20 protein-coding genes are annotated in these 24,190 nt (G+C 70.3%); 14 read left to right on the plus strand and 6 right to left on the minus strand.

Annotated elements, in window-relative coordinates; genetic code table 11:
• Positions 1-9: 9 nt before the first annotated feature.
• Positions 10-1,122, minus strand: coding sequence for a DUF3866 family protein (locus tag EAH86_RS06120; protein ID WP_140737759.1), 1,113 nt, complete (start codon positions 1,120-1,122; stop codon positions 10-12).
• Positions 1,123-1,175: 53 nt separating this feature from the next.
• On the opposite strand from EAH86_RS06120, the gene EAH86_RS06125 reads away from it, so the two are divergent.
• From EAH86_RS06125 to EAH86_RS06165, 9 genes are all read left to right on the plus strand, one after another.
• Positions 1,176-2,165 (plus strand): helix-turn-helix transcriptional regulator, encoded by a 990-nt coding sequence (locus tag EAH86_RS06125; RefSeq protein ID WP_140737760.1) that lies wholly within the window; start codon positions 1,176-1,178, stop codon positions 2,163-2,165.
• 26 nt (positions 2,166-2,191) lie between these two features.
• Complete coding sequence (locus tag EAH86_RS06130) at positions 2,192-3,175, plus strand: helix-turn-helix transcriptional regulator (RefSeq protein ID WP_241668229.1); 984 nt, start codon at positions 2,192-2,194, stop codon at positions 3,173-3,175.
• A gap of 10 nt (positions 3,176-3,185) precedes the next feature.
• Positions 3,186-3,500 carry a hypothetical protein gene (locus EAH86_RS06135; RefSeq protein WP_140737761.1) on the plus strand — a complete coding sequence of 105 codons (315 nt, stop codon included), beginning with the start codon at positions 3,186-3,188 and terminating at the stop codon, positions 3,498-3,500.
• Positions 3,501-3,571: 71 nt separating this feature from the next.
• Positions 3,572-3,868, plus strand: coding sequence for a Sec-independent protein translocase subunit TatA (gene tatA, locus EAH86_RS06140; RefSeq protein ID WP_140737762.1), 297 nt, complete (start codon positions 3,572-3,574; stop codon positions 3,866-3,868).
• Positions 3,869-3,933: 65 nt separating this feature from the next.
• Positions 3,934-4,704 (plus strand): twin-arginine translocase subunit TatC, encoded by a 771-nt coding sequence (gene tatC, locus EAH86_RS06145; RefSeq protein WP_140737763.1) that lies wholly within the window; start codon positions 3,934-3,936, stop codon positions 4,702-4,704.
• A gap of 9 nt (positions 4,705-4,713) precedes the next feature.
• Positions 4,714-5,634 carry a diacylglycerol/lipid kinase family protein gene (locus EAH86_RS06150; RefSeq protein ID WP_140737764.1) on the plus strand — a complete coding sequence of 307 codons (921 nt, stop codon included), beginning with the start codon at positions 4,714-4,716 and terminating at the stop codon, positions 5,632-5,634.
• 10 nt (positions 5,635-5,644) lie between these two features.
• Entirely contained in the window at positions 5,645-8,494 is a 2,850-nt protein-coding gene (locus EAH86_RS06155; RefSeq protein ID WP_140737765.1) for a DEAD/DEAH box helicase, read from the plus strand.
• Between the two features lie 122 nt (positions 8,495-8,616).
• Entirely contained in the window at positions 8,617-10,233 is a 1,617-nt protein-coding gene (locus EAH86_RS06160; protein ID WP_140737766.1) for a glycosyl hydrolase family 28-related protein, read from the plus strand.
• Between the two features lie 120 nt (positions 10,234-10,353).
• Positions 10,354-11,715, plus strand: coding sequence for an HNH endonuclease (locus EAH86_RS06165; RefSeq protein WP_140737767.1), 1,362 nt, complete (start codon positions 10,354-10,356; stop codon positions 11,713-11,715).
• A gap of 46 nt (positions 11,716-11,761) precedes the next feature.
• Here EAH86_RS06165 and EAH86_RS06170 read toward each other — a convergent pair whose 3' ends face one another.
• Positions 11,762-12,757, minus strand: coding sequence for a 5'-3' exonuclease (locus EAH86_RS06170; RefSeq protein ID WP_140737768.1), 996 nt, complete (start codon positions 12,755-12,757; stop codon positions 11,762-11,764).
• A gap of 48 nt (positions 12,758-12,805) precedes the next feature.
• Here EAH86_RS06170 and EAH86_RS06175 point away from each other — a divergent pair, with 48 nt between their 5' ends.
• Positions 12,806-13,228 (plus strand): Lrp/AsnC family transcriptional regulator, encoded by a 423-nt coding sequence (locus tag EAH86_RS06175; protein ID WP_140737769.1) that lies wholly within the window; start codon positions 12,806-12,808, stop codon positions 13,226-13,228.
• 31 nt (positions 13,229-13,259) lie between these two features.
• Here the strand turns inward: EAH86_RS06175 and EAH86_RS06180 are convergent, their stop codons facing one another.
• The 4 genes from EAH86_RS06180 to EAH86_RS06195 all read right to left on the minus strand — a co-directional run bounded on the left by EAH86_RS06180 (position 13,260) and on the right by EAH86_RS06195 (position 17,276).
• Positions 13,260-14,477 (minus strand): glycoside hydrolase family 15, encoded by a 1,218-nt coding sequence (locus EAH86_RS06180; protein ID WP_140737770.1) that lies wholly within the window; start codon positions 14,475-14,477, stop codon positions 13,260-13,262.
• Positions 14,478-14,566: 89 nt separating this feature from the next.
• Positions 14,567-15,058 (minus strand): Cys-tRNA(Pro) deacylase, encoded by a 492-nt coding sequence (ybaK, locus tag EAH86_RS06185; RefSeq protein ID WP_140737771.1) that lies wholly within the window; start codon positions 15,056-15,058, stop codon positions 14,567-14,569.
• 37 nt (positions 15,059-15,095) lie between these two features.
• The gene (locus EAH86_RS06190; protein WP_140737772.1) at positions 15,096-15,707 is read right to left on the minus strand and encodes a biotin transporter BioY; all 612 of its coding nucleotides are present in this window, start codon (positions 15,705-15,707) and stop codon (positions 15,096-15,098) included.
• 123 nt (positions 15,708-15,830) lie between these two features.
• On the minus strand, positions 15,831-17,276 hold the full coding sequence (locus tag EAH86_RS06195; protein WP_140737773.1) for a KamA family radical SAM protein: 1,446 nt from the start codon (positions 17,274-17,276) through the stop codon (positions 15,831-15,833).
• A gap of 86 nt (positions 17,277-17,362) precedes the next feature.
• On the opposite strand from EAH86_RS06195, the gene EAH86_RS06200 reads away from it, so the two are divergent.
• The 4 genes from EAH86_RS06200 to EAH86_RS06215 are packed head-to-tail and all read left to right on the plus strand — an operon-like array spanning position 17,363 to position 24,186.
• The gene (locus EAH86_RS06200; protein ID WP_140737774.1) at positions 17,363-18,415 is read left to right on the plus strand and encodes an L-erythro-3,5-diaminohexanoate dehydrogenase; all 1,053 of its coding nucleotides are present in this window, start codon (positions 17,363-17,365) and stop codon (positions 18,413-18,415) included.
• A gap of 50 nt (positions 18,416-18,465) precedes the next feature.
• Complete coding sequence (locus EAH86_RS06205) at positions 18,466-20,913, plus strand: phosphoketolase family protein (RefSeq protein ID WP_140737775.1); 2,448 nt, start codon at positions 18,466-18,468, stop codon at positions 20,911-20,913.
• A 10-nt stretch (positions 20,914-20,923) separates the two neighbouring features.
• On the plus strand, positions 20,924-22,981 hold the full coding sequence (gene pta / locus EAH86_RS06210; RefSeq protein ID WP_140737776.1) for a phosphate acetyltransferase: 2,058 nt from the start codon (positions 20,924-20,926) through the stop codon (positions 22,979-22,981).
• Entirely contained in the window at positions 22,981-24,186 is a 1,206-nt protein-coding gene (locus EAH86_RS06215; RefSeq protein WP_140737777.1) for an acetate/propionate family kinase, read from the plus strand. Before pta ends, EAH86_RS06215 begins: the two co-directional genes overlap by 1 nt.
• Positions 24,187-24,190: the final 4 nt, after the last annotated feature.

Here is a 24,190-nt window from a genome sequence, read left to right on the forward strand (position 1 = left end):
GCTGAGCAGTCAGCTTTCCAGCAGCCGGGCGGCATACCGCCCGGCTGCTGCGCTGTAGAGGAAGGCCGCGTGGTCCTCGTCGAGGCCGCGGCCCATCGTCGACAGCTTCACCGGCACGGCTCGCAGCGCGGCGTCGAGCCCGTCCGGGTCGACGTCCCGCACCGTGAGGGCACCCTGGGCGGTTCGCGCCAAGGTGTGCGCCTGGTCGGTGACCAGGGCGCCGAACGCGTCGCCGGTCGTGGGCAGCGGCAGGTCAGCCGCCACCAGGCAGATGCGTCCGTATGCCGTGGTGCTGTGGTGCGAGATCCCGCGGTGCCGCTCGCGCGCGTCGGCGTCCGAGACCCGCAGCGCGGCCACCCCCCGGCCGCCGAGGGTCGCGACCGCGTTGAGGGCCTCACCAGCGGCCACGCCCGTGTAGCCCCAGGGGGTGCCGGTGCCGACATTGCCCGGGCCCTGGATGACGACAGCGATGTCGGCGTGCAGCACGTGCTTGGCGGCGAGCAGACCGGAGTGCAGGGTGACCGCCTCGTGCTCCCCGCCGTAGGCCTGGCCGACCGTCACCGTGCCGGCCAACCAGCCCTGCTCGGTGAGGGTCGCGACATTGCGGGAGAACGCGATCGGCAGGGCACCGCCGTCGGTCATGAGGTAGACGACCCGTGCGTGGGGCCGGTCGACCCTGATGCCGGCCAGGATCGCCGGCAGGGCCGAGTGCAGGTCGGCCACGACCACGGGCATGCCCAGCAGGTCACCAGCGGCGGCCCAGCCGCCCGTCATCACCGCGTGGTGCGGGCTGTCCTGCTCGTCGACCGCCATGAACATCTGCTGCTGGGGGGTGTAGCGCGCCTTGACGATGTGGCCCTCCGGGGCCTGGGGGTCCGCGGGCAACCGGTTTGGAGCGGCGACGATGAAGGCCAGGCCGCCCGTGCCCAGCCCCCGCAGCAGGGCCGAGGCGTTGAGCAGCACCCGGTCGCCGACCTCCGGTTCGCCCACCAGGGCGGTGTAGGCGAGCGCGCGGACCAGCTCGTCGTCAGCTGCCTCGCCAGCCAGCCGCACGGCATACTCCACCGCGCCCGGCCACCGGTCACGCACCTGCTCGACCGTTCCCTCGCGCCACTGCATCACGACACGCAGACTAGCGACGGGGGCGTGGCCACCACTCGGGTAGCGTCGGGCGGGTGAGTTCACCCACCGGTCCGGCGGCCAAGACCGAGCGCCTGCTCAACCTCGTGCTCTGCCTGCTCTACACCCGCCGCCCCCTGCCCAAGTCGCGGATCCGCGCGGTCGTGCCGCAGTACGGCGACGCCGTCAGCGACGAGGCCTTCGACCGGATGTTCGAGCGCGACAAGGACGAGCTGCGCGAGCTCGGGATCCCGCTCGTCACCGAGGACATCGGCGGGGCGTGGGACGACGAGGTCGGCTACCGGATCGACCAGCGCGAGTACGCCCTGCCCGACATCTCGTTCGAGCCCGACGAGCTCGCCGTGCTCGGTCTGGCCAGCCGCACCTGGGCGCATGCCTCCCTGGCCGGTCCCGCCGCCCAGGCGCTGCGCAAGCTCAAGGCAGCGGGGATCGAGAGGGACGGGGACTCCCTCATCGGGATCGAGCCGCGCCTCGGCACCAGCGAACCCGCCTTCGAACCGGTCAAGAACGCCGTCGTCGGCCAGCGCACCATCACCTTCGGCTACCGCACCGGCGGGCAGGGTGGAGTCAACAGCCGCACCGTGCAGCCCTGGGGGCTCGCCTCGTGGCACGGCCGCTGGTACCTCACCGGCTTCGACCTCGACCGTCAGGCACCGCGCGTCTTCCGGCTGTCCCGGATCGACGGAGATGTCACCGAGGTCAAGAAGGCACCCGCGTATGCCGTGCCCGCCGACCACCGCGCGCAGGAGATGATCTCCACCACCGTGGGCGAACAGCCGACCCGGACCGCGACCGTGAAGGTCCGTGCCGACCGGGGCAACTCGCTGCGTCGTCGCGCCACCGGCAGCAACGAGTCGGGGGAGTGGACCGAGCTCGAGGTGCCGTTCTCCGACGACGACGGCCTCGCCGACGAGGTCAGCGGCTACGGCGCGGACGTGGTCGTGCTGTCCCCACCTGAGGTGCGCGACCTCGTCGTGGCACGGCTGCGCGGCGCGCTGTCCGCCCACACCGGTGGTGCCGCGTGACCCCACCAGCGAAGAAGGCCAGGACCGTGCCCGAGACCGCCACCGACCGCCTTGCGCGACTCCTGACGATGGTGCCCTGGCTGGTCGCCCGTCAGGGGATCGACCTCGACCAGGCTGCCGCCGAGCTGGGGATCACGGTCGAGCAGCTGGAGACCGACCTGCGCCTGCTCTACCTGTGCGGCTACGGCCAGATGCCCGACGAGCTGATCGACGCGCAGTGGGAGAACGGCCGGGTGTTCATCACCAACGCCGACACCATCGCCCGGCCGCTGCGGCTCGGACGCGACGAGGCACTGACCCTGATGGTGGGACTGCGTGCGCTGGCGGCCGTTCCCGGTCTGGGGGAGCGGGACGCGATCGAGCGGGCGATGGCCAAGCTCGAGCAGGCCACCGGGGCCAGCGCTGAGGCGGCAGCACGGGTCGAAGTGGCCATCAGCGAGGGCGTCGAGGCAGACCTGCTCGCGGACGCCCGCCGCGCGGTCGAGGGTCACCGCAGGGTCCACCTGCGCTACCTCGTGCCCAGCCGGGACGAGGCCACCGAGCGCGACGTCGACCCGATGCGCGTGGTCAACCTCGACTCCCGGTGGTACCTCGAGGGCTGGTGCCACCTGGCCCAGGACACCCGCACCTTCCGGATGGACCGCATCGCCCGGCTGGACGTGCTCGACGTGGACGGCACGCCGCCTGACGACGCGCAGCTGCGGGACCTCGACGCGGGGGCCTTCACCCCACGCCCCGACGACACGCTCGTCACCCTGCTGCTGCAGCCCGGAGCGGCGTGGGTCAGTGACTACTACCCGACCGAGTCCGTCCAGACGGCGGCCGACGGGTCGCAGACGGTCACCTTGCGGACCGCTGACACCCTCTGGCTGCGTCGCCTCCTGTGGCGTCTCGGCGGACGTGGCACCGTCGTGTCCCCGCCCGAGGTCGCGCAGGTGGTGAGCGAGGGCGCCCAGGCCGCCCTCGCGGCATACGGAGCGGACGCGGACCCGCCCGGCACTGGCGGGTAGGGTCGACGCCGTGTGGTGGTGGGTCCTGATCTGGGTGCTGCTCGTGATCATCGCGGCGGCCTACTTGGCGACCCGTGCGTGGGGCGTCTGGGGCCAGTTCAAGGAGCTGACCGCAGAGGTGAGCCGGTCGTCGCAGACCGTGGCAGCCCTCCAGGCCCAGGGTGACCGCCTCGGCGAGCGCCCACCCGCACCCCAACCCGACGTGTTCGGCGACCCCCGTCAGCTGCGTCGGGAACGCGATGCCACGCGCGCTTCGTTGAAGCAGCAGCGGCGCGCCCGTCAGGCCGCTCGCCGTCCCAGCTGGGCCAGACACCTAGACTCTTAGCAAAGGCCCGGCACGATCAGGGCAGCATTGTCATCACAGGACCACGGGCGTGGTCGAGAGGAATGAGTCACATGCGCGGACTGTTCGAGGGCTGGCACATCATCATCCTGCTGGTTCTCCTGGTGGTGCTGTTCGGTTTCAAGCGACTGCCCGATGCTGCGCGGTCGATTGGGCGCTCCATGCGCATCTTCAAGTCCGAGGTACAGGAGATGAAGACCGACGGGAAGTCCGCGGCGAGTAGCGACACCGTCAAGGGCGAGGCCATCAAGGACCCCGACGCACCTGTCGCGCCGCCCGCCCCCGAGCCCGCCAGCCCGATCCGTGAGGACAACTCCCCACGCACGGACAACACGTCCGGCGCCTCCTAGGCGCACTGAGCATCTGACCCGTCACCACCATGGCCTTCCGGCGTGCCCGCAACCCTGACGGGCGCATGTCCCTCGGTGATCACCTGCGTGAGCTGCGACGTCGGTTCCTGATCTCGGCGGTCACCATCCTGCTCGGCGGGGTGCTGGGCTGGATCGTCTACCCGCAGGTCTACCGCGAGCTCGCTGCGCCGTTCAACAACTACAAGGCGGCCAACCCGACGAGCATCATCGACCTGAACTTCGGGACCGCCACTGCGGCGTTCTCGCAGCGGGTGAGCCTGTCGATCTTCGTCGGTGTCCTCGTGTCCAGCCCCGTGTGGCTGTTCCAGCTGTGGGCGTTCATCGTGCCTGGCCTGACCAAGAAGGAGCGACGGATCTCGCTGGCCTTCATCGGTGCCACGGTCCCGCTGTTCCTCGCCGGGTGTGCCATGGCCTACTACGTCCTGCCCAAGGTGCTCGAGGTCCTCTACGGGTTCACGCCGCCGGGGGCCTCGAACATCCAACAGGTCAGCGAGTACTTCTCCTTCGTCACCCGGTTCATCCTCGTGTTCGGACTCGCGTTCCTGCTGCCCGTGTTCCTCGTCGCCCTCAATGCGATCGGCATCCTCCCTTCGTCGGCGATGATCAAGGCTTGGCGCCCAGCGATCTTCGGGATCTTCGTCCTCTCCGCCGTCGCGACGCCCACACCTGACGCCTTCACGATGTTCCTGCTCGCCATCCCGTTGTGTGTCCTCTACTTCGCCGCGATCGGGGTCAGCAAGCTCATCGAGCGTGGACGCAAGAAGAACAAGCCGGAGTGGGTAGACGTGCCTGACGACGAGGCGTCCGCCCTGTAGCCTCCGGCCGTGAGTCCGAATACCTCGACGGTCAAGAAGCGCATCGGCCTGGTCGTCAACCCGACGTCGGGCAAGAACCGCGGGATGGCCCTCGGCATCGAGGTGGCCCAGCGGATGCGCGCGGCCGGTCACGAGGTGCTCGACCTGTCCGACGAGTCGTATGCCGCCGCCCGGGACCGCGCGCTCGGCGCCATCGCGCAGGGCCTGGACGTGCTCGCCGTGGTGGGCGGTGACGGGATGGTGCACCTGGGAGTCGACCTCGCCGCCGAGACCAAGACCACGTTGGCCATCATCGCCGCCGGGACTGGCAACGACGTCGCCCGCGGACTGGGGCTGCCCGTGCACGACCCGGTACGGGCTGCTGACCTCGTCAGCACCGGGACGCCCCGCACCATCGACGCGATCCGCCACGTCGATGCGCACGGCGACCGGCACTGGTTCGTCGGGGTGCTGGGCGCAGGGTTCGACTCCGTCGTCAACGAGCGCGCCAACACCTGGCCGTGGCCCAAGGGCAACATGCGCTACAACCTGGCCATCCTGCGCGAGCTCCCGCTGTTCAAGGCGATTCCCTATGTCGTCACCATCGACGGGGTCCGGCACGAGACCAGGGCGATGCTCGTCGCGGTCGGCAACGGACCGAGCTACGGCGGTGGGATGCAGGTCCTGCCGGACGCCAAGTTCGACGACGGGCTGCTCGACGTGCTGATCCTGCACGAGATCAGCACGCTGGAGTTCCTCAAGGTCTTCCCCAAGGTGTTCAAGGGTGCCCACGTCACCCATCCCGCCGTCGAGATCATCCGAGGTGTCTCGGTGACTCTCGAGGCAGCGGGCATCGTGTCCTACGCCGACGGTGAGCGGTTCGCCCCCCTGCCGATCACGGTCGAGGTGGTCCCCGGCGCGGTGACGGTGCTGGCGCCTGCCGCCACGTAGGCTCGGGAGCATGTCGACGCCCGCTGAGCGATTCGCCGCAAGCGCCAGCCGCGCGGCATACGAGAAGTCGCAGCTGGCCGCCTTCGCGGCGACCGTCGACTTCCCCCTCGACGACTTCCAGGTGCAAGCCTGCGAGGCGGTCGAAGCCGGCCGCGGGGTGCTGGTCGCGGCACCAACGGGCGCCGGCAAGACCATCGTCGGCGAGTTCGCGGTCTTCCTCGCCCTCGCCGCGGGGCGCAAGGCGTTCTACACGACGCCGATCAAGGCGCTGTCCAACCAGAAGTACAACGACCTGGTGAAGCGACACGGCGCCAAGAACGTCGGCCTGCTCACCGGCGACTCCTCGATCAACGGTGAGGCACCCGTCGTCGTCATGACGACCGAGGTGCTGCGCAACATGATGTATGCCGGGTCCTCCACCCTGCACGGGCTCGGCTTCGTGGTCATGGACGAGGTCCACTACCTCGCCGACCGGTTCCGCGGAGCTGTGTGGGAGGAGGTCATCATCCACCTGCCGCAGGACGTCCAGGTGGTGTCGCTGTCGGCCACCGTGAGCAACGCCGAGGAGTTCGGGGCGTGGCTGTCCGAGGTGCGCAGCGGGGTGGACATCATCGTGTCCGAGGTCCGGCCGGTCCCGCTTTGGCAGCACATGATGGTGAGCCAGTCGATGTACGACCTGTTCGTGGACGAGGCCTCCGCACCAGTGACCGGGATCGATGCCACCCGAGTGAATCCCGAGCTGCTGCAGGCGATTCGGACGTTCGAGCAACGAGGGCGCTGGGACGACGGTGCCCGTCACGGGTCGCAGTCGGAGCGGCACAGCAGGGGCGGACGCGGCCGCGGGCCGCGCGGCCCCGGTGGTGGGTACGGCGGACACGGGATGGCGCGCAGCTCAGGAGGCGGCGGGGGCGGTCGTCCCGGTGGGGGAGCTACGCGGTCGGAGGTCGTCCAGCGGCTCGAGCGCGAAGGGCTGCTGCCGGCGATCACCTTCATCTTCAGCCGGGTCGGGTGCGAGGCCGCCGTCGGTCAGCTGCTGCGCGACGGCGTTCGGCTGATCACCGAGGCCGAGGGCGACCGGATCCGGCGCACCGTCGAGGAGCGCGTCTCGTCTTTGGCCGACGAGGACCTCGGGGTGCTCGGCTACTGGGACTTCGCGGACGGACTGGCCCGCGGGTTCGCGGCGCACCACGCCGGGATGCTGCCGACCTTCCGCGAGATCGTCGAGGAGCTCTTCACCGCGGGGCGGATCAAGGCCGTCTTCGCCACCGAGACCCTGGCCCTCGGCATCAACATGCCGGCGCGCACCGTCGTCATCGAGAAGCTGGTCAAGTTCAACGGCGAGACGCACGCCGATATCACCCCGGCCGAATACACCCAGCTCACGGGTCGGGCCGGGCGTCGGGGGATCGACGTCGAGGGACACGCCCTGGTCCAGTGGAACCGCGGCATGGACCCGCTCGCCGTCGCCGGGCTCGCGTCCACCCGCACCTACCCGTTGAAGTCCTCGTTCCGACCCACCTACAACATGGCGGTCAACCTCGTGGCCCAGGTGGGTCGCGAGACGTCGCGCGAGATCCTCGAGACGTCGTTCGCCCAGTTCCAGGCCGACCGCGCCGTCGTGGGGATGGCGCGAGCGGTGCGCAAGAACGAGGAGGGGCTGGAGGGCTACAGCGAGGGGATGGAGTGCCATCTCGGCGACTTCAAGGAGTATGCCGCGCTGCGCCACGAGATCGCGCGCCTCGAGAAGGACGGCGCCCGGGTCCGGTCGGCCAGCAAGCGGGCCGAGGCGGCGGTCTCGTTGGAGACGTTGAAGATCGGCGACGTCATCAAGATCCCGTCGGGCCGCCGCGCCGGCTACGCCGTCGTCGTGCACCCGTCCAAGTCCTACCGCGGCGAGACGCCCGCGCCGACGGTCGTCACCGAGGACAAGCAGCTCCTCAAGCTGACCCTCGTCGACGTCCCGACCCCGGTCGAGCCGATCGCGCACGTCAAGGTGCCCCCGCACTTCAACGCCAAGAGCCCCAAGGCGCGACGGGACCTCGCGACCTCGTTGCGCATCGCCGTCCCGTACGACCCGCCGCCCGGCCGCTCGCGCGGCAACGCGGCATACGCGGGCAGCGCCGAGGACGAACGCATCAGCGAGCTGCGCCGCCAGCTGAAGGCGCACCCCTGTCACCAGTGCCCGGACCGTGAGGACCACGCACGATGGGCGGAGCGGTGGTGGCGGCTCAAGCGCGAGACGGTTGGCCTGCAACGCAAGGTGGAGGGACGCACCAACTCGGTGGCCCGCACGTTCGACCGGATCTGCACGCTGCTCGGCGAGATGGGCTACCTGTCGGACGGCGGTGACCAGGTGACGCCGCAGGGAGAGAACCTGCGCCGGCTCTACACCGAGAAGGACCTCCTCGCGGCCGAGTGCCTGCGGCTGGGTGTCTGGAAGCGGCTGGACCCGGCCGGCCTGGCCTCGGTCGTGTCGGCCCTGATCCACGAACCGCGTCGCGACGAGACCGACCCCTCGCCGCGGATGCCCAACGAGGACGTCGCCGAGGCGGTCCGGGAGATGAACCGGCTCTGGTCGGTGCTCGAGGACCGCGAGCGAGAGCTGGGACTGCCGCTCACCGGGGACCCGGATGCCGGCATGGCCTGGATGATGCACCGGTGGGCGAGCGGTCGTCAGCTGGAGGAGGTGCTTCGTGGGTCCGACATGGCCGCTGGGGACTTCGTGCGCCGCTGCAAGCAGGTGGTCGACCTCCTGGGCCAGATCGGTGACGCGGCGCCCGAGCCGACACTGCGCAGCACCGCCCGCAAGGCGATCGACGCCGTGATGCGCGGCGTGGTCGCTGCCGACCGCCTCGACTAGGGCGAGTTCGTTCGTTCGGTTGTGATTTGGCCAACTTGGGCCAACTGGACCCCGATGTGGGCGACAGTGGTGCACTCACGCACCGTCCCCCCGGCTCGTGCACCGTGCAGAACAGGAAGACCATGTCCGTTTCCCCCTCGGTGGAGCCGTCCCGGCGGTTCAGCCAGCAGCGCGTCGGCCGGCGGGGAGCCATGATCCTCGGCGCCGGACTGGTGCCGGTCGCCGCCGCGCTCATGAACGCCCCCACGGCGCAAGCAGCGACGAACACGACGCCCATCTCGGTGACCGACATGGGTGCGGTGGGCAACGGAACCACCGACGACACCACTGCCGTGCGCGCGGCCGTGGCCGCAGCGGTGGCGCAGTCGCGACCGCTCCTGTTCCCACCCGGGACCTACCTCGTCGATGCGCCGATCCTCGTCAAGGACGCACCGAACTTCGTCATCGAGATGCAGGGCCGGCTCAAGCGCAAGGACACGAGCAACGCTGCGTCCCTGCTGCAGTTCTACAACTGCGACGACCTCGTGGCCACGACCCTGCGGACCGACGGCAACGCCACCAAGAACGGCAAGGTCCAGGGCGACGGCGTCTGGTACCCGGTCGACGAGGTAAAGCACGACATCCGGCTCGACGCCTGCAAGAACGTCTGGATCGGGCTCATCGACTCGGTGAACCCGGCCGCTGACGCCCTGTACCTGGCGGGTGGTGGGGCCCCCAACTCCGACGTCAAGGTCGAACACCTCAGCGCGCGCGCCGACACGGCCACCGGCCGCAGCGCGGTCAGCGTGATCGCAGGGGCGAACCTTCAGTTCGGGTCCGTGCGCTCCAGCAACATCGGAAGCGCCAAGGGCTTTCCCATGCCCGGGGGTTTCCAGGTGGAGCCCAATGCCGGCGACTCCGTCACCAACCTGTTCGTCGACAACATCGACGTCGACACGGCGGGTGCCACTGGCTTCGGCCTCTATGCGCCTGGGGCGAAGGCGATCACCAACGTCCAGGTCGGATCGATCCGCCTCCACAAGCTGGCTGGCGTGAATGTCAACGCCTGCGACATCAACCTCAACGGGGCCACCAACGTCCGGATCGGGTCGATCCTGCACAGCTCGGACGCGGCGAACACCAATGCGACGCTGTCCATCGACGGCTGCGACAACGTCGAGCTCTCTGTGGACATCCCCAAGATGGGCTCCCGACCGGTCAACATCGGCTCCACCCGCATGGTGACCAACCTGACCCTCCGTGGCCGGCTCCAGGGAAGCACCAGCCACCTCCTGCAGGTCTTCAACCTCAATGACTCCCTCATCGACGTGCGGCTGCGTGACGCCGGTGCGTCGTCGATGTACCTCGTCAAGCACGCCTCCGGCACCTCCGCCCGGGTCACCTTCAGCGGGGACTGGCGCAAAACCACTGGTGGCCTGTGTGTGAGCGGCAGTGGCCAGCTCACCGAGTGGGTGCTCCAGGATGTCGACATGACGGGCTGGGCCCGCGACACCCGGATCAAGGGCGGCGCGACGAGCTACCTCGGGAACATCCGCAAGTCGCGGGTGACCAACCTGACGGCCTCGACTACCGCGCCCTTGTGGGACTTCTGGGCGCGTGGGGACTTCGTCGAGAACCTAGCGCCTGCCGAGCTCGGCACGACCGGCGGCAAGTACGTCGTCACGGGCTGGATGGCTACGGCCACCGGCTACCACACGGCAGCCGGATGGGTTGAGTGCCGCACGCCGACCGGTCGCTGACGCCGCTCCGGCGGACGACCGGGCGCCACGAGCGCTCCTCGTCGAGGCCTGGTCCCTGAGCCTGGCTGTCCGAGGGGCGCATCGACCTGCCCTGTCAGACCCTGTAACTACTCTGGACACATGTTCGAAGTCGGGGCTCGGTGGCAGGTGGGGGACGTCCGTGCCCTCGTCGCGGGGTTGGCCGGCCTCGAGGGCGACGACGACGCCGAGCGCATCGACCTGATCAGCGAGCTCGAGTCGCTCAAGGGTGCGGCGTCCGCTGCGCAGGCCCGGTTGACCGTTGCCTTCGCGGACTCACAGGAGGCAGGCCAGGAAGCCAGCGGAGTGCGTGCCGGCGATCGGGGCAGGGGAGTAGCAGCTCAGATCGCGTTGGCGCGACGTGAGTCGCCACATCGCGGGTCGCGTCACCTGGGCTTCGCAAGGGCGATGGTCCACGAGATGCCGGCGACGATGGCTCACCTGACGGCGGGACGCGTCAGCGAGTGGCGGGCAACGATCCTGTGTCGTGAGACCGCCACCCTGTCCGTCGAGGACCGCCGGGAGGTTGACCGGCGGCTGGCCGACGACCTGCCGTCGATGGGTGACGCGCAGGTCGAGCGGGCGGCGCGAGGTCTGGCCGCGGCGCTCGATCCCTCGTCGGTCGCGCGCCGAGCGAGCAAGGCTGCTGCCGAACGGTGCGTCTCGCTCCGACCTGCTCCGGACACGATGACCTACCTGAGTGGCCTGCTCCCGGTTGCCCAGGGTGTTGCGACCTATGCCGCCTTGGACCGCCGGGCGCGCGAGCTGATGGCCGCTGGGGACAGGCGGGGCCGCGGGCAGATCATGGCTGACACCCTGGTCGAGCGGGTCACCGGCCAGTCATCCGCAGCTGCCGTGCCGATCGAGGTCAACCTCGTCATGCCCGCGGGCACACTGCTCGGCGCGAGCGACGAACCAGCCGAGGTGGCGGGCCAGGGACCAATCTCTGCCGAGACCGCGCGAGCGTTGCTCGCCGCGAGTGCGCACACTGAGGCGTTGGTCTGGTTCCGCCGGATGCTGACCTCAGTGGACGGCGCCCAGCTCGTCGGACTCGAGAGTCGCCGGAGGCTCTTTCCCGAAGGCATCAAACGGTTCCTCGCCCTCCGGGACAAGACCTGCCGGACGCCGTGGTGCGACGCCCCGATCCGTCACCATGACCACGTTGTCGCTGCGGGACGCGACGGGCCGACTACTGCGGCGAATGGGCAGGGGCTCTGTGTCGCCTGCAACCAGGCCAAGGAAGCCCTTGGGTGGTCGGCCGCCGTCGTCGCCGAAGGCGGCGTGGACCCAGCCGGAGCTGTGGGACCACATCGGGTTCGACTTCGAACGCCCACCGGACACGCCTACGACGCGACCGGCGCTCCTGTGCTCGAAGCCAGGCGAGGGCAACCAGCGATCGGCCTGCCACGGGCCGACTTCAGCTGGGTCGAGGAGATGTTGGAAGTCAAGCTCGCGGCAGCTTGACGCCGGCCAGCGCCCCAGTGACACCCAGCGCCCGGCTCGGAACCGGCTACTCGATGCGCAGCGCGGACAGCACCCGGTTGAGCGAGCTCGTCACCCCGAACTCGCTGGCGACCTTGCTCATCAGCACGGGATCGGCCACTTCGGTCGGCAGGGTCAGATCCATCTCGGCGACCGGCGCATCGCGAGTCACCCGGACCACCGTGGGGGCCACATCCAGGTATGCCGTGGCCGCCTCGAGGTTGACCCGCCGGGCTCCCTTGATGGCTGGAGCCCCGGAGTCCACCGCCGCGCGAAGACCCGCGAGCGAGCCGTACTCGCTGATGAGCTGAGCCGCCGTCTTGTCGCCAATGCCCTTGACGCCAGGCAGGCCGTCGCTGGTGTCGCCGCGCAGCACCGACATGTCCAGGTAGGCGTCACCGTTCTCCACGGCATACCGCTCCCGCAGGTAGTCCTGGGTCGCGAGGTCGGGGTCACGCACGCCGCCCTTGCCGGTGTAGAGGACACGGACGCCTCGGGCGTCGTCGACGAGCTGCAGGAGGTCACGATCTCCGGTCACAATGTCGACCTTCATGGTGCCGCCCCACCTGGTGGCCAGCGTCCCGATCACGTCGTCGGCTTCGAAGCCGTCGGCCCCCAGCCGGGCGATGCCCAGCGCCGCGAGTGCGTCGACGATGACCGGCACTTGAGGGGCCAGGTCGTCCGGGACCTCTTCGGCGATGGTGTCGTCCGAGGCCGGGTGGGCCTGGTCCGGCACGCTGCTGGGCACCGGCGCGGACGGCGCCTCGGTCACCCGGTGGGCCTTGTAGCTGGGTAGCAGGTCTACGCGCCACTGGGGTCGCCAGTCGTTGTCCCAGCACGCTGCGAGGTGAGTGGGCTGATGGGTCGTGACGAGCGAGGCGATCATGTCGAGGAATCCCCGGATCGCGTTGGTCGGTGGCTGCGAGGGGTCGCTGCGCTGGTCCGGCACCCCGAAGAACGCGCGGAAGTACAGCGAGGCGCTGTCGAGCAGCATGAGACGGCCGGAGCTGTCGGGCGAGGTCATGGCGGACATGCTGCCACTCCCGGGGCCGGTCCTCAGTAAGGTGTGGCCGTGGAAGACCTCGATCGACGCATTGTCGACCTGCTGCGCGCCGACGGCCGGATGAGCTACACCGACCTCGGCAAGGCCATGGGCCTGTCCACCTCGGCGGTGCACCAGCGCGTGCGCCGACTGGAGGAGCGCGGGGTGCTCAAGGGGTATGCCGCGATCGTGGACTACACCGCCCTCGACCTCCCGCTCACGGCCTTCATCTCGATCTCACCGCTCGATCCCGCCGCCCCCGACGACATCCCCGACCGGATCCGGCACATCACCGAGCTCGATGCCTGTCACTCGGTTGCGGGCGAGGAGAACTACATCCTGAAAGCGCGGGTGCGTACCCCCGGCGACCTGGAGACCTTGCTGGCCCGGATCAGGGCCGCGGCCAACGTCGCGACCCGTACCACCGTGGTCCTCTCGACCCCCTGGGAGTAGCCGGACCTCCGGCCTCAATGCTGGTCCGGCCTCAGTGCTGGTCCAGCTCGTGGAGGGTCAGCAGGGTCAGCGCGGCCGTCCACACGAGGGGAGCAGGGCCAGCAGGCCGCCCGGTTCGCGTCACCTTCTCCGGCAGGGACCCGTATGCCGTGCGGTGGGCGTCGAGCCAGTCCAGCCAGCGCTGCGCGGTCTTGTCGTCGTGCGTCGCGGCGGCAGTGAGCGCCACCAATGCGGTCTCGGGCGTCCACGAGGCACCGTCTCGGGCCGTCCAGTCGGCACCGGGCGCCAGTCCTCCAGCGGGCTGCAGGGCCTTGTGCTGGTACCGGAGCCACGCACCACGGACGGCCCGGTCGGTCTGCGCTCCGCCCTGGTTCCGGAAGGGAGGCAGCAGCATCGCCACTGCGGCGTCGACGCCACCCTTCGAGCCGAACCGCTCGTAGTCCGGCCCGAAGCTGCGCGCGACGACCCGGCCAAGGCGGGCGCCGACCGCTCCCACGGCGGCTGCCTCAGTGGCCTGCCCCGTCGCGCGGTAGTCATCGGCCGCGGCTGTCAGTCCTGCGACCATCGGTGCCACCGTGCCCAGGCAGGTGCGGTCGACCGGCAGCTCCCAGTAGTCCGGCGACGGCGGAGGGAGCCGGCTTCCTGCGCCTACCAGCGTGGTGAGGGTCCGCACGCAGCGGTCCCGGAGGCCGGCCGCGGAGGCGGGGACACCCGCGGGATCCTCGGCGCGGACTTCCTTGATCGCCCACAGCACCCAGCCGCACCCGTCCGACTGTCGCGGGCGGTCGGACAGGGGTGACCCGTCGAGCCGGTACCGAGCCTGGAACCCGACCACTGGGTCGAACTCGAGCCGCGCGAGCCGGTCGAGGATCTGCGCTGCCTCCTCGTGGTGACCGCTGCGGCTCAGGGCGACCGCCGCGAACGACCCGTCTCTGGGCCAGAACTTCTTCCAGGGTCCACCGGGCCCGGCCGCCACGGTGCCGTTCGGGGACAGGAACGAGCGGAGGTCGACCAGCGCCCACCGAGCCATGTCCGCCCAGCGGGTTCCGCTGCCGGGCACGGTTCCGGTCTCCAACCAGAGCTGGTCGGCCCGGGCCTGCCCGCTCGCGACATAGGTGGCGGCAGCCCGGTATCCAGGCTCGGTGATGAGGCCATCCTCCGGGAGGTGGGCCCGCTGACCCGCCGTCGCGCCGAGCATGACGAGCGCGAGCAGCAGCACGAGCAACGACCGCGGTCGCCCTGTCCTCATCTGACACCCCCGCCCTGGTGGTCCAGTGGCCTCCACCGTAGTTCGGCCGGGGGATCGATGCAGGCCTTTGGCCTAACCATCGCCCGCTTTCAGCGGGCGATCGAGGCCACCCGGGCGTTGGTAGCCGTGACCAGGTCGGCCGGGCTCAGCGAGACGTCGATTCCGCGGCGTCCTCCCGAGACGTAGACGGTGTCGAAGCCCAGCGCGGACGCGTCCACCACGGTCGACAGCGCCCTTTTCTGCCCGATCGGGGAGATCCCACCGACGACCATCCCTGACGAGCGCTCTGCGTCGGCAGGCTGGGCCATGGCGACCTTCTTGACGCCGAGGGCGGCGGCGACGGCCTTGAGGTCGAGCTGCCGGTCCACGGGGACGACACCCACGGCCAGCCCCCGGTCACCCTCGACGAGCAACGTCTTGAAGACCTGGGCCGGCGGCACCGACAACGCGGCAGCGGCCTCCAGTCCGTAGGAGGCCGCTGCCGGGTCGTGGTCGTAGGGGTGCACCTGGAACGCCAGTCCCAGCCGGGTCAGCGCGCTGGTGGCGGGGGTGCCGGCAGCGGCGTCACGGCGCTTGCCCATGCGAGTGTCCGTATGCCGTGGTGCTGAGGCGGGTGGGTCAGTGCTTGTCGACGCGCTTGACCAGGGACCAGGCAGCCGGCAGGAGGCCTGCAGCCGCCGCGATCTTGATGGCGTCGCCGATCAGGAAGGGGGTCATGCCCGCGGCCAGGCCGGCACGCAGGTCCATGCCGGTGGAGTTCATCAGCCAGGACACACCCACGGAGTAGATGACCAGGTTGCCGAGCACCATGGTGATTGCCGTCCTGAGGACGGTGCGGTCGCCGCCGCGCTGGGCGAGCCAGCCGACGAGCGCGCCGGCGAGGACGAAGCCGATGACATAGCCGAACGTCGCACCACCCCAGCCGTCCTTGTGGTTGGCGAACCAGTTCACGCCCAGGCCACCCGCCACCAGGTAGGTGCCCACGCTGAGCAGGCCGCGCACACCGCCGAGCGAGGCGCCGGTGAGCAGGACGGCGAAGGTGCCGAGCGTCAGGGGGACGGGGGTGCCCGGGAGCGGGATGCTCCACTGGGCCAGCAGGCCGATGAAACCGGCACCGGCTGCGATGAGGAGGACGTCACGGACGCGCGTGCCGACCCATGCGGGGACGCCCACCACAGCTGGGACGTAGTCGGCCAGTACGCGCTTGCGGGGGATGGCGATAGCAGTCACGGGAGCAACCTAGCGAAAGCCGGCCGCGCGGCATACGCACGTCTCACGTCGGCCACATCACATTCAGCCGACGGACGGCGGCAGAACCCTTGTTCGACCGCCGCCCGACGAGCGCTGGAGACCTCAGACGAGCGACGCCTCGCGGCTTGCCGCGGCGCGCGCGATGGCGACCTCGTGGGCAGCCTCGTGGTCGCCCTCCTCGCGCCACCACTGCTGGCCGGCTTCGGGGAGGGTGTAGATCGGGTCGTAGTAGACGTAGTCCCGCGACAGGGCGTCGGTGTCGGCGCTCTCGATGGAGGTGCGGTAGTTCTTGCGCCAGAACGACATTCCGCGCTCGGTGTCATAGCTGTCGACCTGGTGCACCCAGCGCTTGCCGACGAACGGGACGTCGCAGACGATGCGCGGCGTGGCGAAGCCAGGCAGGTAGCCCATCATCGAGTGCTGCAGGTGCTGGGCCTCTGCCAGCGAGAGCCGCCAGTGCTCGGAGAACGGGATCATGTCGCACATGTAGAAGTAGTAGGGCGTGATCATCGCGTCGTCCTGCAGGGCGAAGCAGAGGTCGAGCAGCTGCTCGGTGGAGTCGTTGATGCCGCGCATCAGGACACCCTGGTTGCGCACGTCCCGCACGCCTGCCTCGAGCATCGCCTTGGACGCGTCGGCCACCAGCGGGGTCACCGACTGGGCGTTGTTGACGTGGGTGTGGATGGCCAGCGAGACGCCACGTGAGCGGGCCTTGGCGGACACCCGCGCGACGCCCTCGACCACGTCCGGCTGCAGCCAGTGCTGGGGCAGACCCATCAGGGCCTTGGTGGCCAGTCGGATGTCGCGGATGTTCTCGACGTCGAGCAGCTTGTCGATGAAGCCTTCGAGGTTCTTCCACGGCATGTTGGCGACGTCGCCGCCGGAGACGACGACGTCGCGCACCTGGGGAGTCTGCTGCAGGTAGGCCAGCATCGCGGCGTAGCGGTCGACCGGCTTGCCGGTGAGCTTGAGCTTGTCGATGACGGCCGTCGAGTTGCCGACGAGGTCCATCCGGGTGCAGTGGCCGCAGTACTGCGGGCAGGTCGGGAGCAGCTCGGCCAGCACCTTGGTGGGGTAGCGGTGGGTCAGGCCCTCGGCGACCCACATGTCGTGCTCGTGCAGGCTGTCACGGGTCGCGTGGGGGTGGCTCGGCCAGTCGGTGCGTCGGTCGGAGAACACCGGGAGCATGTAGCGACGGACCGGGTCGGCGTAGAACGCCCGGGTGAACTCGGTCCCGGCGGCCGGCATCGTGCCGTCGGTCCAGGTCATCTCGCTGACCATGGTGTTCATCATCTGCGGGGGGACGAGCATCGACATCGTGGCTCGCTCGGCCTGGTCGCGCTCGAGGTCGGCGTAGAACGCGTCGGTGAGCAGGTCACCCATCAGCTCGCGGAGCTGCTTGATGTTCTTGACGCAGTGCGCCCGCTGCCACTGGGCGCTGGCCCAGTCCTCGGCGGTGACGTCACGCCACCCGGCGAAACGGGTCCAGTCGGGCTCTACCAGCTCGCGGTGGCGGTAGACATAGGGCTGCTCGATCGTGGTGCTCATACGTGGCAGGATACGGGACAGACTCCGGTGATCAGGACGTCTGACAGCAAGATTTCCGTAACGTGTCGTCGAATTTGGGAGATTCTGTGTCTCGCACCCCCTCCTCGCCGGTGGGCTTGCACCGCGTCCTCGAGCCCGCAGAGGCCTCGCTGCCCCAGGCCGCGCAGCGGCTGGACGCCACACCGGAGCTGTGGCCCGACGAGGTGCGGATCAGCATCGAGACCCTGAACCTCGACGCCGCGTCGTTCCGTCAGCTGTCCGAGAAGCACGCCGGCGACGGCGCGGCGGTCCGCGCCGAGGTGCTCGACATCGTCGCCACCCGCGGCAAGATGCAGAACCCCGTCACCGGTTCCGGGGGGATGCTCATCGGCACCGTCGAGGAGGTCGGCCCGGAGTCGTCACTGGGTCTGGCCGTAGGCGACCACGTCGCCACCCTGGTGTCGCTGTCCCTCACCCCCCTCGTCATCACCGACGACCTCGCCAAGTGGGACGGGCGTTCCGAGCGGGTCCCGGCCCAGGGTCACGCGATCCTGTTCGGCCGGTCCATCGCGGCCCAGCTCCCCGACGACCTGAGCCCCGACCTGGCCCTCATGGTCATGGACGTGTGTGGCGCGCCTGCTCTCGTGGCCCGCGTGGTGGGGGAGTATGCCGCGCGCGGCATCAGTCCCACCGTGTGCGTCCTCGGCGGGGCCGGCAAGTCCGGCTCGCTGTCGCTCGCGGCCGCGGCGGATGCCGGAGCCGGGCGACGGATCGCCGTGGTGCCGTTCGGGCGTGAGGCAGACCTGCTCGCCGGCACCGGGCTGGCCGACGAGGTCGTCATCGCCGACGCCCGGAGCCCGCTGGGGCTGTCCGAGGCGGTCGCTGCCGCCGGTGGTCCGGCCGACATCACCGTGGTCTGCGTCGACGTCCCCGGCTGCGAGCAGCCGGCCATCCTGTCGACGGCCCAGGGCGGCACGATCATCTTCTTCTCGATGGCGACCAACTTCGCCGCGGCCGCGCTGGGAGCCGAGGGTGCCGCCGCCGACGTGCGGATGCTGGTGGGCAACGGCTACGTCCCCGGCCACGCGGCATACGCCCTCGACCTGATCCGGGGCAACGCCGCGGTGCGGGGCCTGTTCGAGGGGCGCCTGGAGCACTAGCGGGACCTTTGGCCTGTCGCGGAGGTGGCGGTCCGTGGTGTCGTGGGGGCATGCGGCAGACCACAGCTGTGCCCTCGACCGATACCTACGCCCCCGAAGACCTGCAGCTGGACCTTCGGTGGTGGGCCGCGGCCAACTACCTCACGGTCGGTCAGATCTACCTGCGGGACAACGCGCTGCTCCGTGACCCACTGACCCTGGCCCACATCAAGCCGCGCCTGCTCGGCCACTGGGGGACCAGCCCCGGTCTCTCGATGGTCTACGCCCTGGTCAACCGCCGGATCCGCGAGACCGACACCGACTGGCTCTACGTCACCGGCCCGGGCCACGGTGGGCCTGCCCTCGTCGCTGCTGCGTGGCTCGAAGGCACCTACAGCGAGGTCTACCCGCACATCGGCGACGACGCGGAAGGCGTGCTGCGGCTGTTCCGGCAGTTCTCCTCGCCAGGGGGCATCCCCAGCCACGTGAGCGTGCAGACCCCCGGCTCTATCCACGAAGGTGGCGAGCTCGGCTACGCGTTGGTCCATGCCGCGGGTGCGGCCTTCGACCACCCCGACCTCGTGGTGGCCTGCGTCGTCGGCGACGGTGAGGCCGAGACCGGGCCGCTCGCTGCATCGTGGCGGCTGCCCAACTTCCTCAACCCGCGCCGGGACGGCGCCGTGCTGCCGATCCTGCACGTCAACGGCTACAAGATCGCCGGACCAACCGTTCTCGGGCGCACCTCCGACGAGGACGTCGAGGCCTACCTGCGCAGCCAGGGCTGGGACCCGGTGACTGTGAGCGGTGACGACCCGGGGCTGGTCTTCCCGGCGTTCCGTGCGGCCCTCGCGGAGGCTCATGACCGGATCCGTGAGATCCAGGCCACCGCCCGCATGGCCGACGGCCGAGCCGAGCCGGTGCGGCACCCGTGGCCCGCCATCGTGATGCGGACCCCCAAGGGGTGGACCGGCCCCGACGTCGTGGACGGCAAGCAGGTGCAGGGCACCAACCTGTCCCACCAGGTCCCGCTGGCCGGCCTGGCCGGCGACCCCGAGCACCTGCGGATGCTCGAGGAGTGGATGCACACCTATCGCCCCGATGAGCTCTTCGACGCCGCGGGCAGGCTCGTGCCCGAGCTGCGCGAGCTCGCTCCCTCCGGCGACAAGCGGATGTCGGCAACGCCGTATGCCAACGGCGGTCGGCTCCGGACCGAGCTGCCACTGCCGGACCTCGTGTCCTACGAGGTGCCGATGGACCCGAGCTCCCGTGGGCGCGCGATGGTGGAGAACACCATCACCGCGGGCCGGCTGATGCGCGACGTGTATGCCGCGACGACCACCCCCGACGGTGGCGGCACCTTCCGGCTCTTCTCACCCGACGAGACGGCGAGCAACCGGCTCCAGCCGGTCTTCGACGTCACCGACCGCTGCTTCATGGGACCGCTCCGGGAGACCGACGAACACCTCGGGCCGGACGGCCGCGTGATGGAGATCCTCAGCGAGCACCTCTGCCAGGGCTGGCTGGAGGGCTACCTGCTCAGCGGCAGACACGGTGTGTTCGCCACCTACGAGGCCTTTGCGATGGTGTCGGCATCGATGGCGGTGCAGCACGTGAAGTGGCTCCAGCACGCCCGGGAGCTCCCATGGCGAGCCGATGTCTCGTCGCTCAACGTGCTGCTCACCTCGACCTGCTGGCGCAACGACCACAACGGGTTCTCCCACCAGGGACCGGGGCTGATCGACTGCCTCATCCCGCTGTCGCCCGAGGTCGTCCGGGTGTGGCTGCCGCCGGACGCCAACACGACCCTGTCCATCACCGACCACTGCCTGCGCAGCACCAACCACGTCAACCTCATCGTCGTCGACAAGCAGAAGCACCTGCAGTACCTCTCGCTCGAAGAGGCGAACGCCCACTGCGCTGCCGGTGCGGGGGTCTGGGAGTGGGCCAGCACCTGCGGGCCCGACGAGGAGCCCGACATCGTGCTGGCCTGCGCCGGCGACGTCCCGACCCAGGAGGCCCTCGCCGCGGCGGAGCTGCTGGCCGAGCACGTGCCCGACCTGAAGGTGCGGTTCGTCAACGTCGTCGACCTGATGGCCCTGCTGCCGGAGAACGACCACCCGCACGGCTTTGCCGACAGCCAGTTCGACGACCTCTTCACGGCCGACAAGCACGTGGTGTTCGCCTTCCACGGCTACCCGAGGGCGGTGCACCAGCTGATCCACGGGCGCAGCAACCCGGGGCGCTTCCACGTTCGCGGGTTCGCTGAGCAGGGCACGACGACGACGCCGTTCGACATGGTCGTGCTCAACCGGATGAGCCGGTTCCACCTCGCCCAGGAGGTGCTGCGCCGGGCCGACCGACGGGTTCCCGGGTGGGACCAGCTGACAGCCCTCTGTGAGCGGCGGCTCGCCGAGCACCGGCCCTACATCGAGGAGCACCTCGAGGACCTGCCCGACATCGCGGACTGGACGTGGCGAGGGGAGCTGGGCAGGGGGGCACCGACTGGACCGGGCCGGTAGTTTCGACCCCGTGGCCACCAGCATCTACATCGCCGGCACCGAAGCCCAGTCCGGCAAGTCGGCGGTGGCGGTCGGGCTGCTCGACCAGCTGAGCCGACGCGCCGGCCGGGTGGGGGTGTTCCGACCCATCGTGCGCGCCGGCGAGCCGGACGAGCTGGTCCGGACCCTGCTGTCGCAGCTGCCGGGCTCCCTGTCCGTCGAGCGGGCGTGCGGCGTGACCTACGACGACCTCCATACGGCGCCCGAGCGCGCCATGGGCGTCATCGTCGACCGGTTCCACGACGTCGCACGCGACCACGACGTGGTCCTCGTGGTGGGGTCCGACTTCACCGACGTCGCGGCGCCGACCGAGTTCTCGGTCAACGCCGCTGTCGCCGCCAACCTCGGGTCCCGGCTGCTCCTGGTCGTGCCGGCCCAGGGCCGCGATCCGGTGGAGGTGGGCACCACGGCCGAGATGGCGGTCGCGGCGGCCCGGGAGGTCCACGCGCACGTGACGGGAGTGGTGGCCAACCAGGTGGCACCGGACCTCCTCGACGCGACGGCGCGGGTGGTGCGGGAGCACGTGCGGGTCCCGGTGCAGGCCCTTCCCGAGACGCCGCTGCTGCGCGCGCCCACGGTCAAGGACCTCATGGAGGCGTGCGCGGGTCGGCTGGTGCACGGGGATGTCGCCTGGCTGGACCGCGAGTGCATGGGCCTGGTGGTCGCGGCGATGACCATGCCGCACGTCCTCGACCGGCTGATCGAGGGTGGGGTCGTGATCGTGCCCGGTGACCGTGAGGACGTCGTGCTCGGCGTCCTCCTCGCGCACCGTTCCAAGACCTTCCCGACGCTGTCCGGGATCGTCCTCAACGGCGGCTTCCCCCTCCCACCGCAGGTGCACCGCCTCATTGAGGGCCTGGACGTGGTGCTGCCGATCATCGCCACGGACGGGGGCACGATGACGACCGCGACGAGGCTGGGTGCCGCTCGCGGTCGCATCACGCCGGAGTCCACCCGCAAGCTCGAGGCCGCCGTCGCGATGGTGGAGCGCGGCCTGGACGCCGAGGAGCTGCTCGGTCAGGTCGGGGCCGCTGGCGGAGGGGCCGTCACCCCACTGATGTTCGAGCACCGGTTGGTCGACGACGCCCGGGCCGCAGCGGCGCACGTCGTCCTGCCCGAGGGTGCCGAGGACCGCATCCTGCTCGCGGCCGACACCGTCCTCGCCCGGCAGATCGCCCGGCTCACGCTGCTGGGTGACGAGGACACGATCCGGACGAACGCCGCCCGGTTGGGCGTCGACATCTCGGTGGCCACCATCGTCGACCCGCACACCAGCACCCTGCGCGAGGGCTTCGCCACCGACTACGCCGCGCTGCGGGTGCACAAGGGCGTCACCCTGGACGAGGCTCGCGACAGGGTGCTCGACCCCTCGTACTTCGGCACCATGATGGTGCACCGGGGACTGGCCGACGGCATGGTCTCCGGCTGCATCACGACGACCGCCCACACGATCCGTCCCGCGCTCGAGATCGTCCGGACCGCCCCCGACGTGTCGGTGGTCTCGAGCGTCTTCCTGATGTGCCTGGCCGACCGGGTGCTGGTCTACGGCGACTGTGCGGTCAACCCCGACCCGACGGCCGAGCAGCTGGCCGACATCGCGATCTCCTCGGCACGGACCGCCCAGCAGTTCGGGATCGAGCCGCGCGTCGCGATGCTGTCGTACTCGACGGGGGAGTCGGGGACCGGTGCAGATGTCGACAAGGTGCGTGCCGCGACCGCCCTGGTCCACCAGCGCGCTCCCGAGCTGCTCGTCGAGGGTCCGATCCAGTACGACGCCGCGGTGGACCCCCAGGTCGCCGCCACCAAGCTCAAGGACAGCCTGGTGGCGGGCCGCGCAACGGTGCTGATCTTCCCGGACCTCAACACCGGCAACAACACCTACAAGGCCGTCCAGCGCAGTGCGTCCGCGGTCGCGATCGGCCCGGTCCTGCAGGGCCTCAACCGCCCGGTCAACGACCTGTCCCGTGGGGCGCTCGTGCGGGACATCGTCAACACGATCGCCATCACCGCGATCCAGGCCGGCGCCTGATGCCGAGGTCGCGAACGGTCCTGGTCGTCAACGCCGGGTCGTCCTCCCTGAAGTACCAGGTGCTCGACGGCGACACCGGTGAGTGCGCGGCGTCAGGGATGGTCGAGAAGATCGGCGGCCCGGGACGACTCACCCACTCCACCGGCGACCTGACCCACGAGCGCGACGTGACCTGCCGCGACCACAAGGACGCCCTCGACGCAGCCCGTGCGGCGCTGCGCGAGCACGGACCCGATCTCGACGAGCTGGGACTCTTCGCGGTCGGGCACCGCGTGGTCCACGGCGGCCCCCGGTTCACCGAGCCGGTCGTGGTCGACGACGACGTGGTCACCGCGATCCACGAGCTCGTCCCGCTCGCGCCGCTGCACAACCCGGCGAACCTCGAGGGCATCCTCAGCGCCCGGGAGTCCTTCCCCGACGTGCCTCAGGTTGCAGTGTTCGACACCGCTTTCCACCAGACGCTGCCGCCCGAGGCCTTCACGTACGCCGTTCCGGCCGAGTGGCGTGAGCGTCACCAGGTGAGGCGCTACGGCTTCCACGGCACGTCGCACCGCTACGTCTCCCGTCGCACCGCCGAGCTCCTCGGCCATGACCCGCTCGACTGCAACGTCATCGTGCTGCACCTCGGCAACGGCGCCAGCGCCTGCGCCGTGCAGGGCGGGCGCAGCATCGACACGTCCATGGGTCTGTCGCCCCTCGAGGGCCTGGTCATGGGCACCCGGTCCGGCGACGTCGACCCGGCCATCGGCGCCTACCTGGCGCGCGTCGCGGACCTCGACTCCACGGCATACGACGAGGCCCTCAACAAGCGCAGCGGGCTGCTCGGCCTGGCCGGCATCTCGGACCTGCGCGAGCTCGAGCAGCGGCGCGCCGCCGGCGATGCCAACGCTGCATTGGCCTTCGACGTGATGGTCTACCGGCTGCGCAAGTACGTCGGGGCGTATGCCGTGGCCCTCGGCCGCGTCGACGCCATCGCCTTCACCGGCGGCATCGGTGAGAACAGCGCCGCCGTCCGCGGCGCGGTGCTCGACGGGCTCGGCGCCGTGGGCGTGGTCCCGGATGCCGCCGCCAACGCCCACGGGGACCCCGAACGACTGCTCACCAGTCCCGAGAGCCGCATCGCCGCATACGTGGTCCCGACCAACGAGGAGCTCGAGATCGCCCGGGCCTGCCTCGCGGTCCTGGGGGACGAGCCGTCCGTCTAGGGTG

The organism is Pedococcus bigeumensis, from assembly GCF_006438965.1.
GTDB classification, from domain to species: Bacteria; Actinomycetota; Actinomycetes; order Actinomycetales; family Dermatophilaceae; genus Pedococcus; species Pedococcus bigeumensis_A.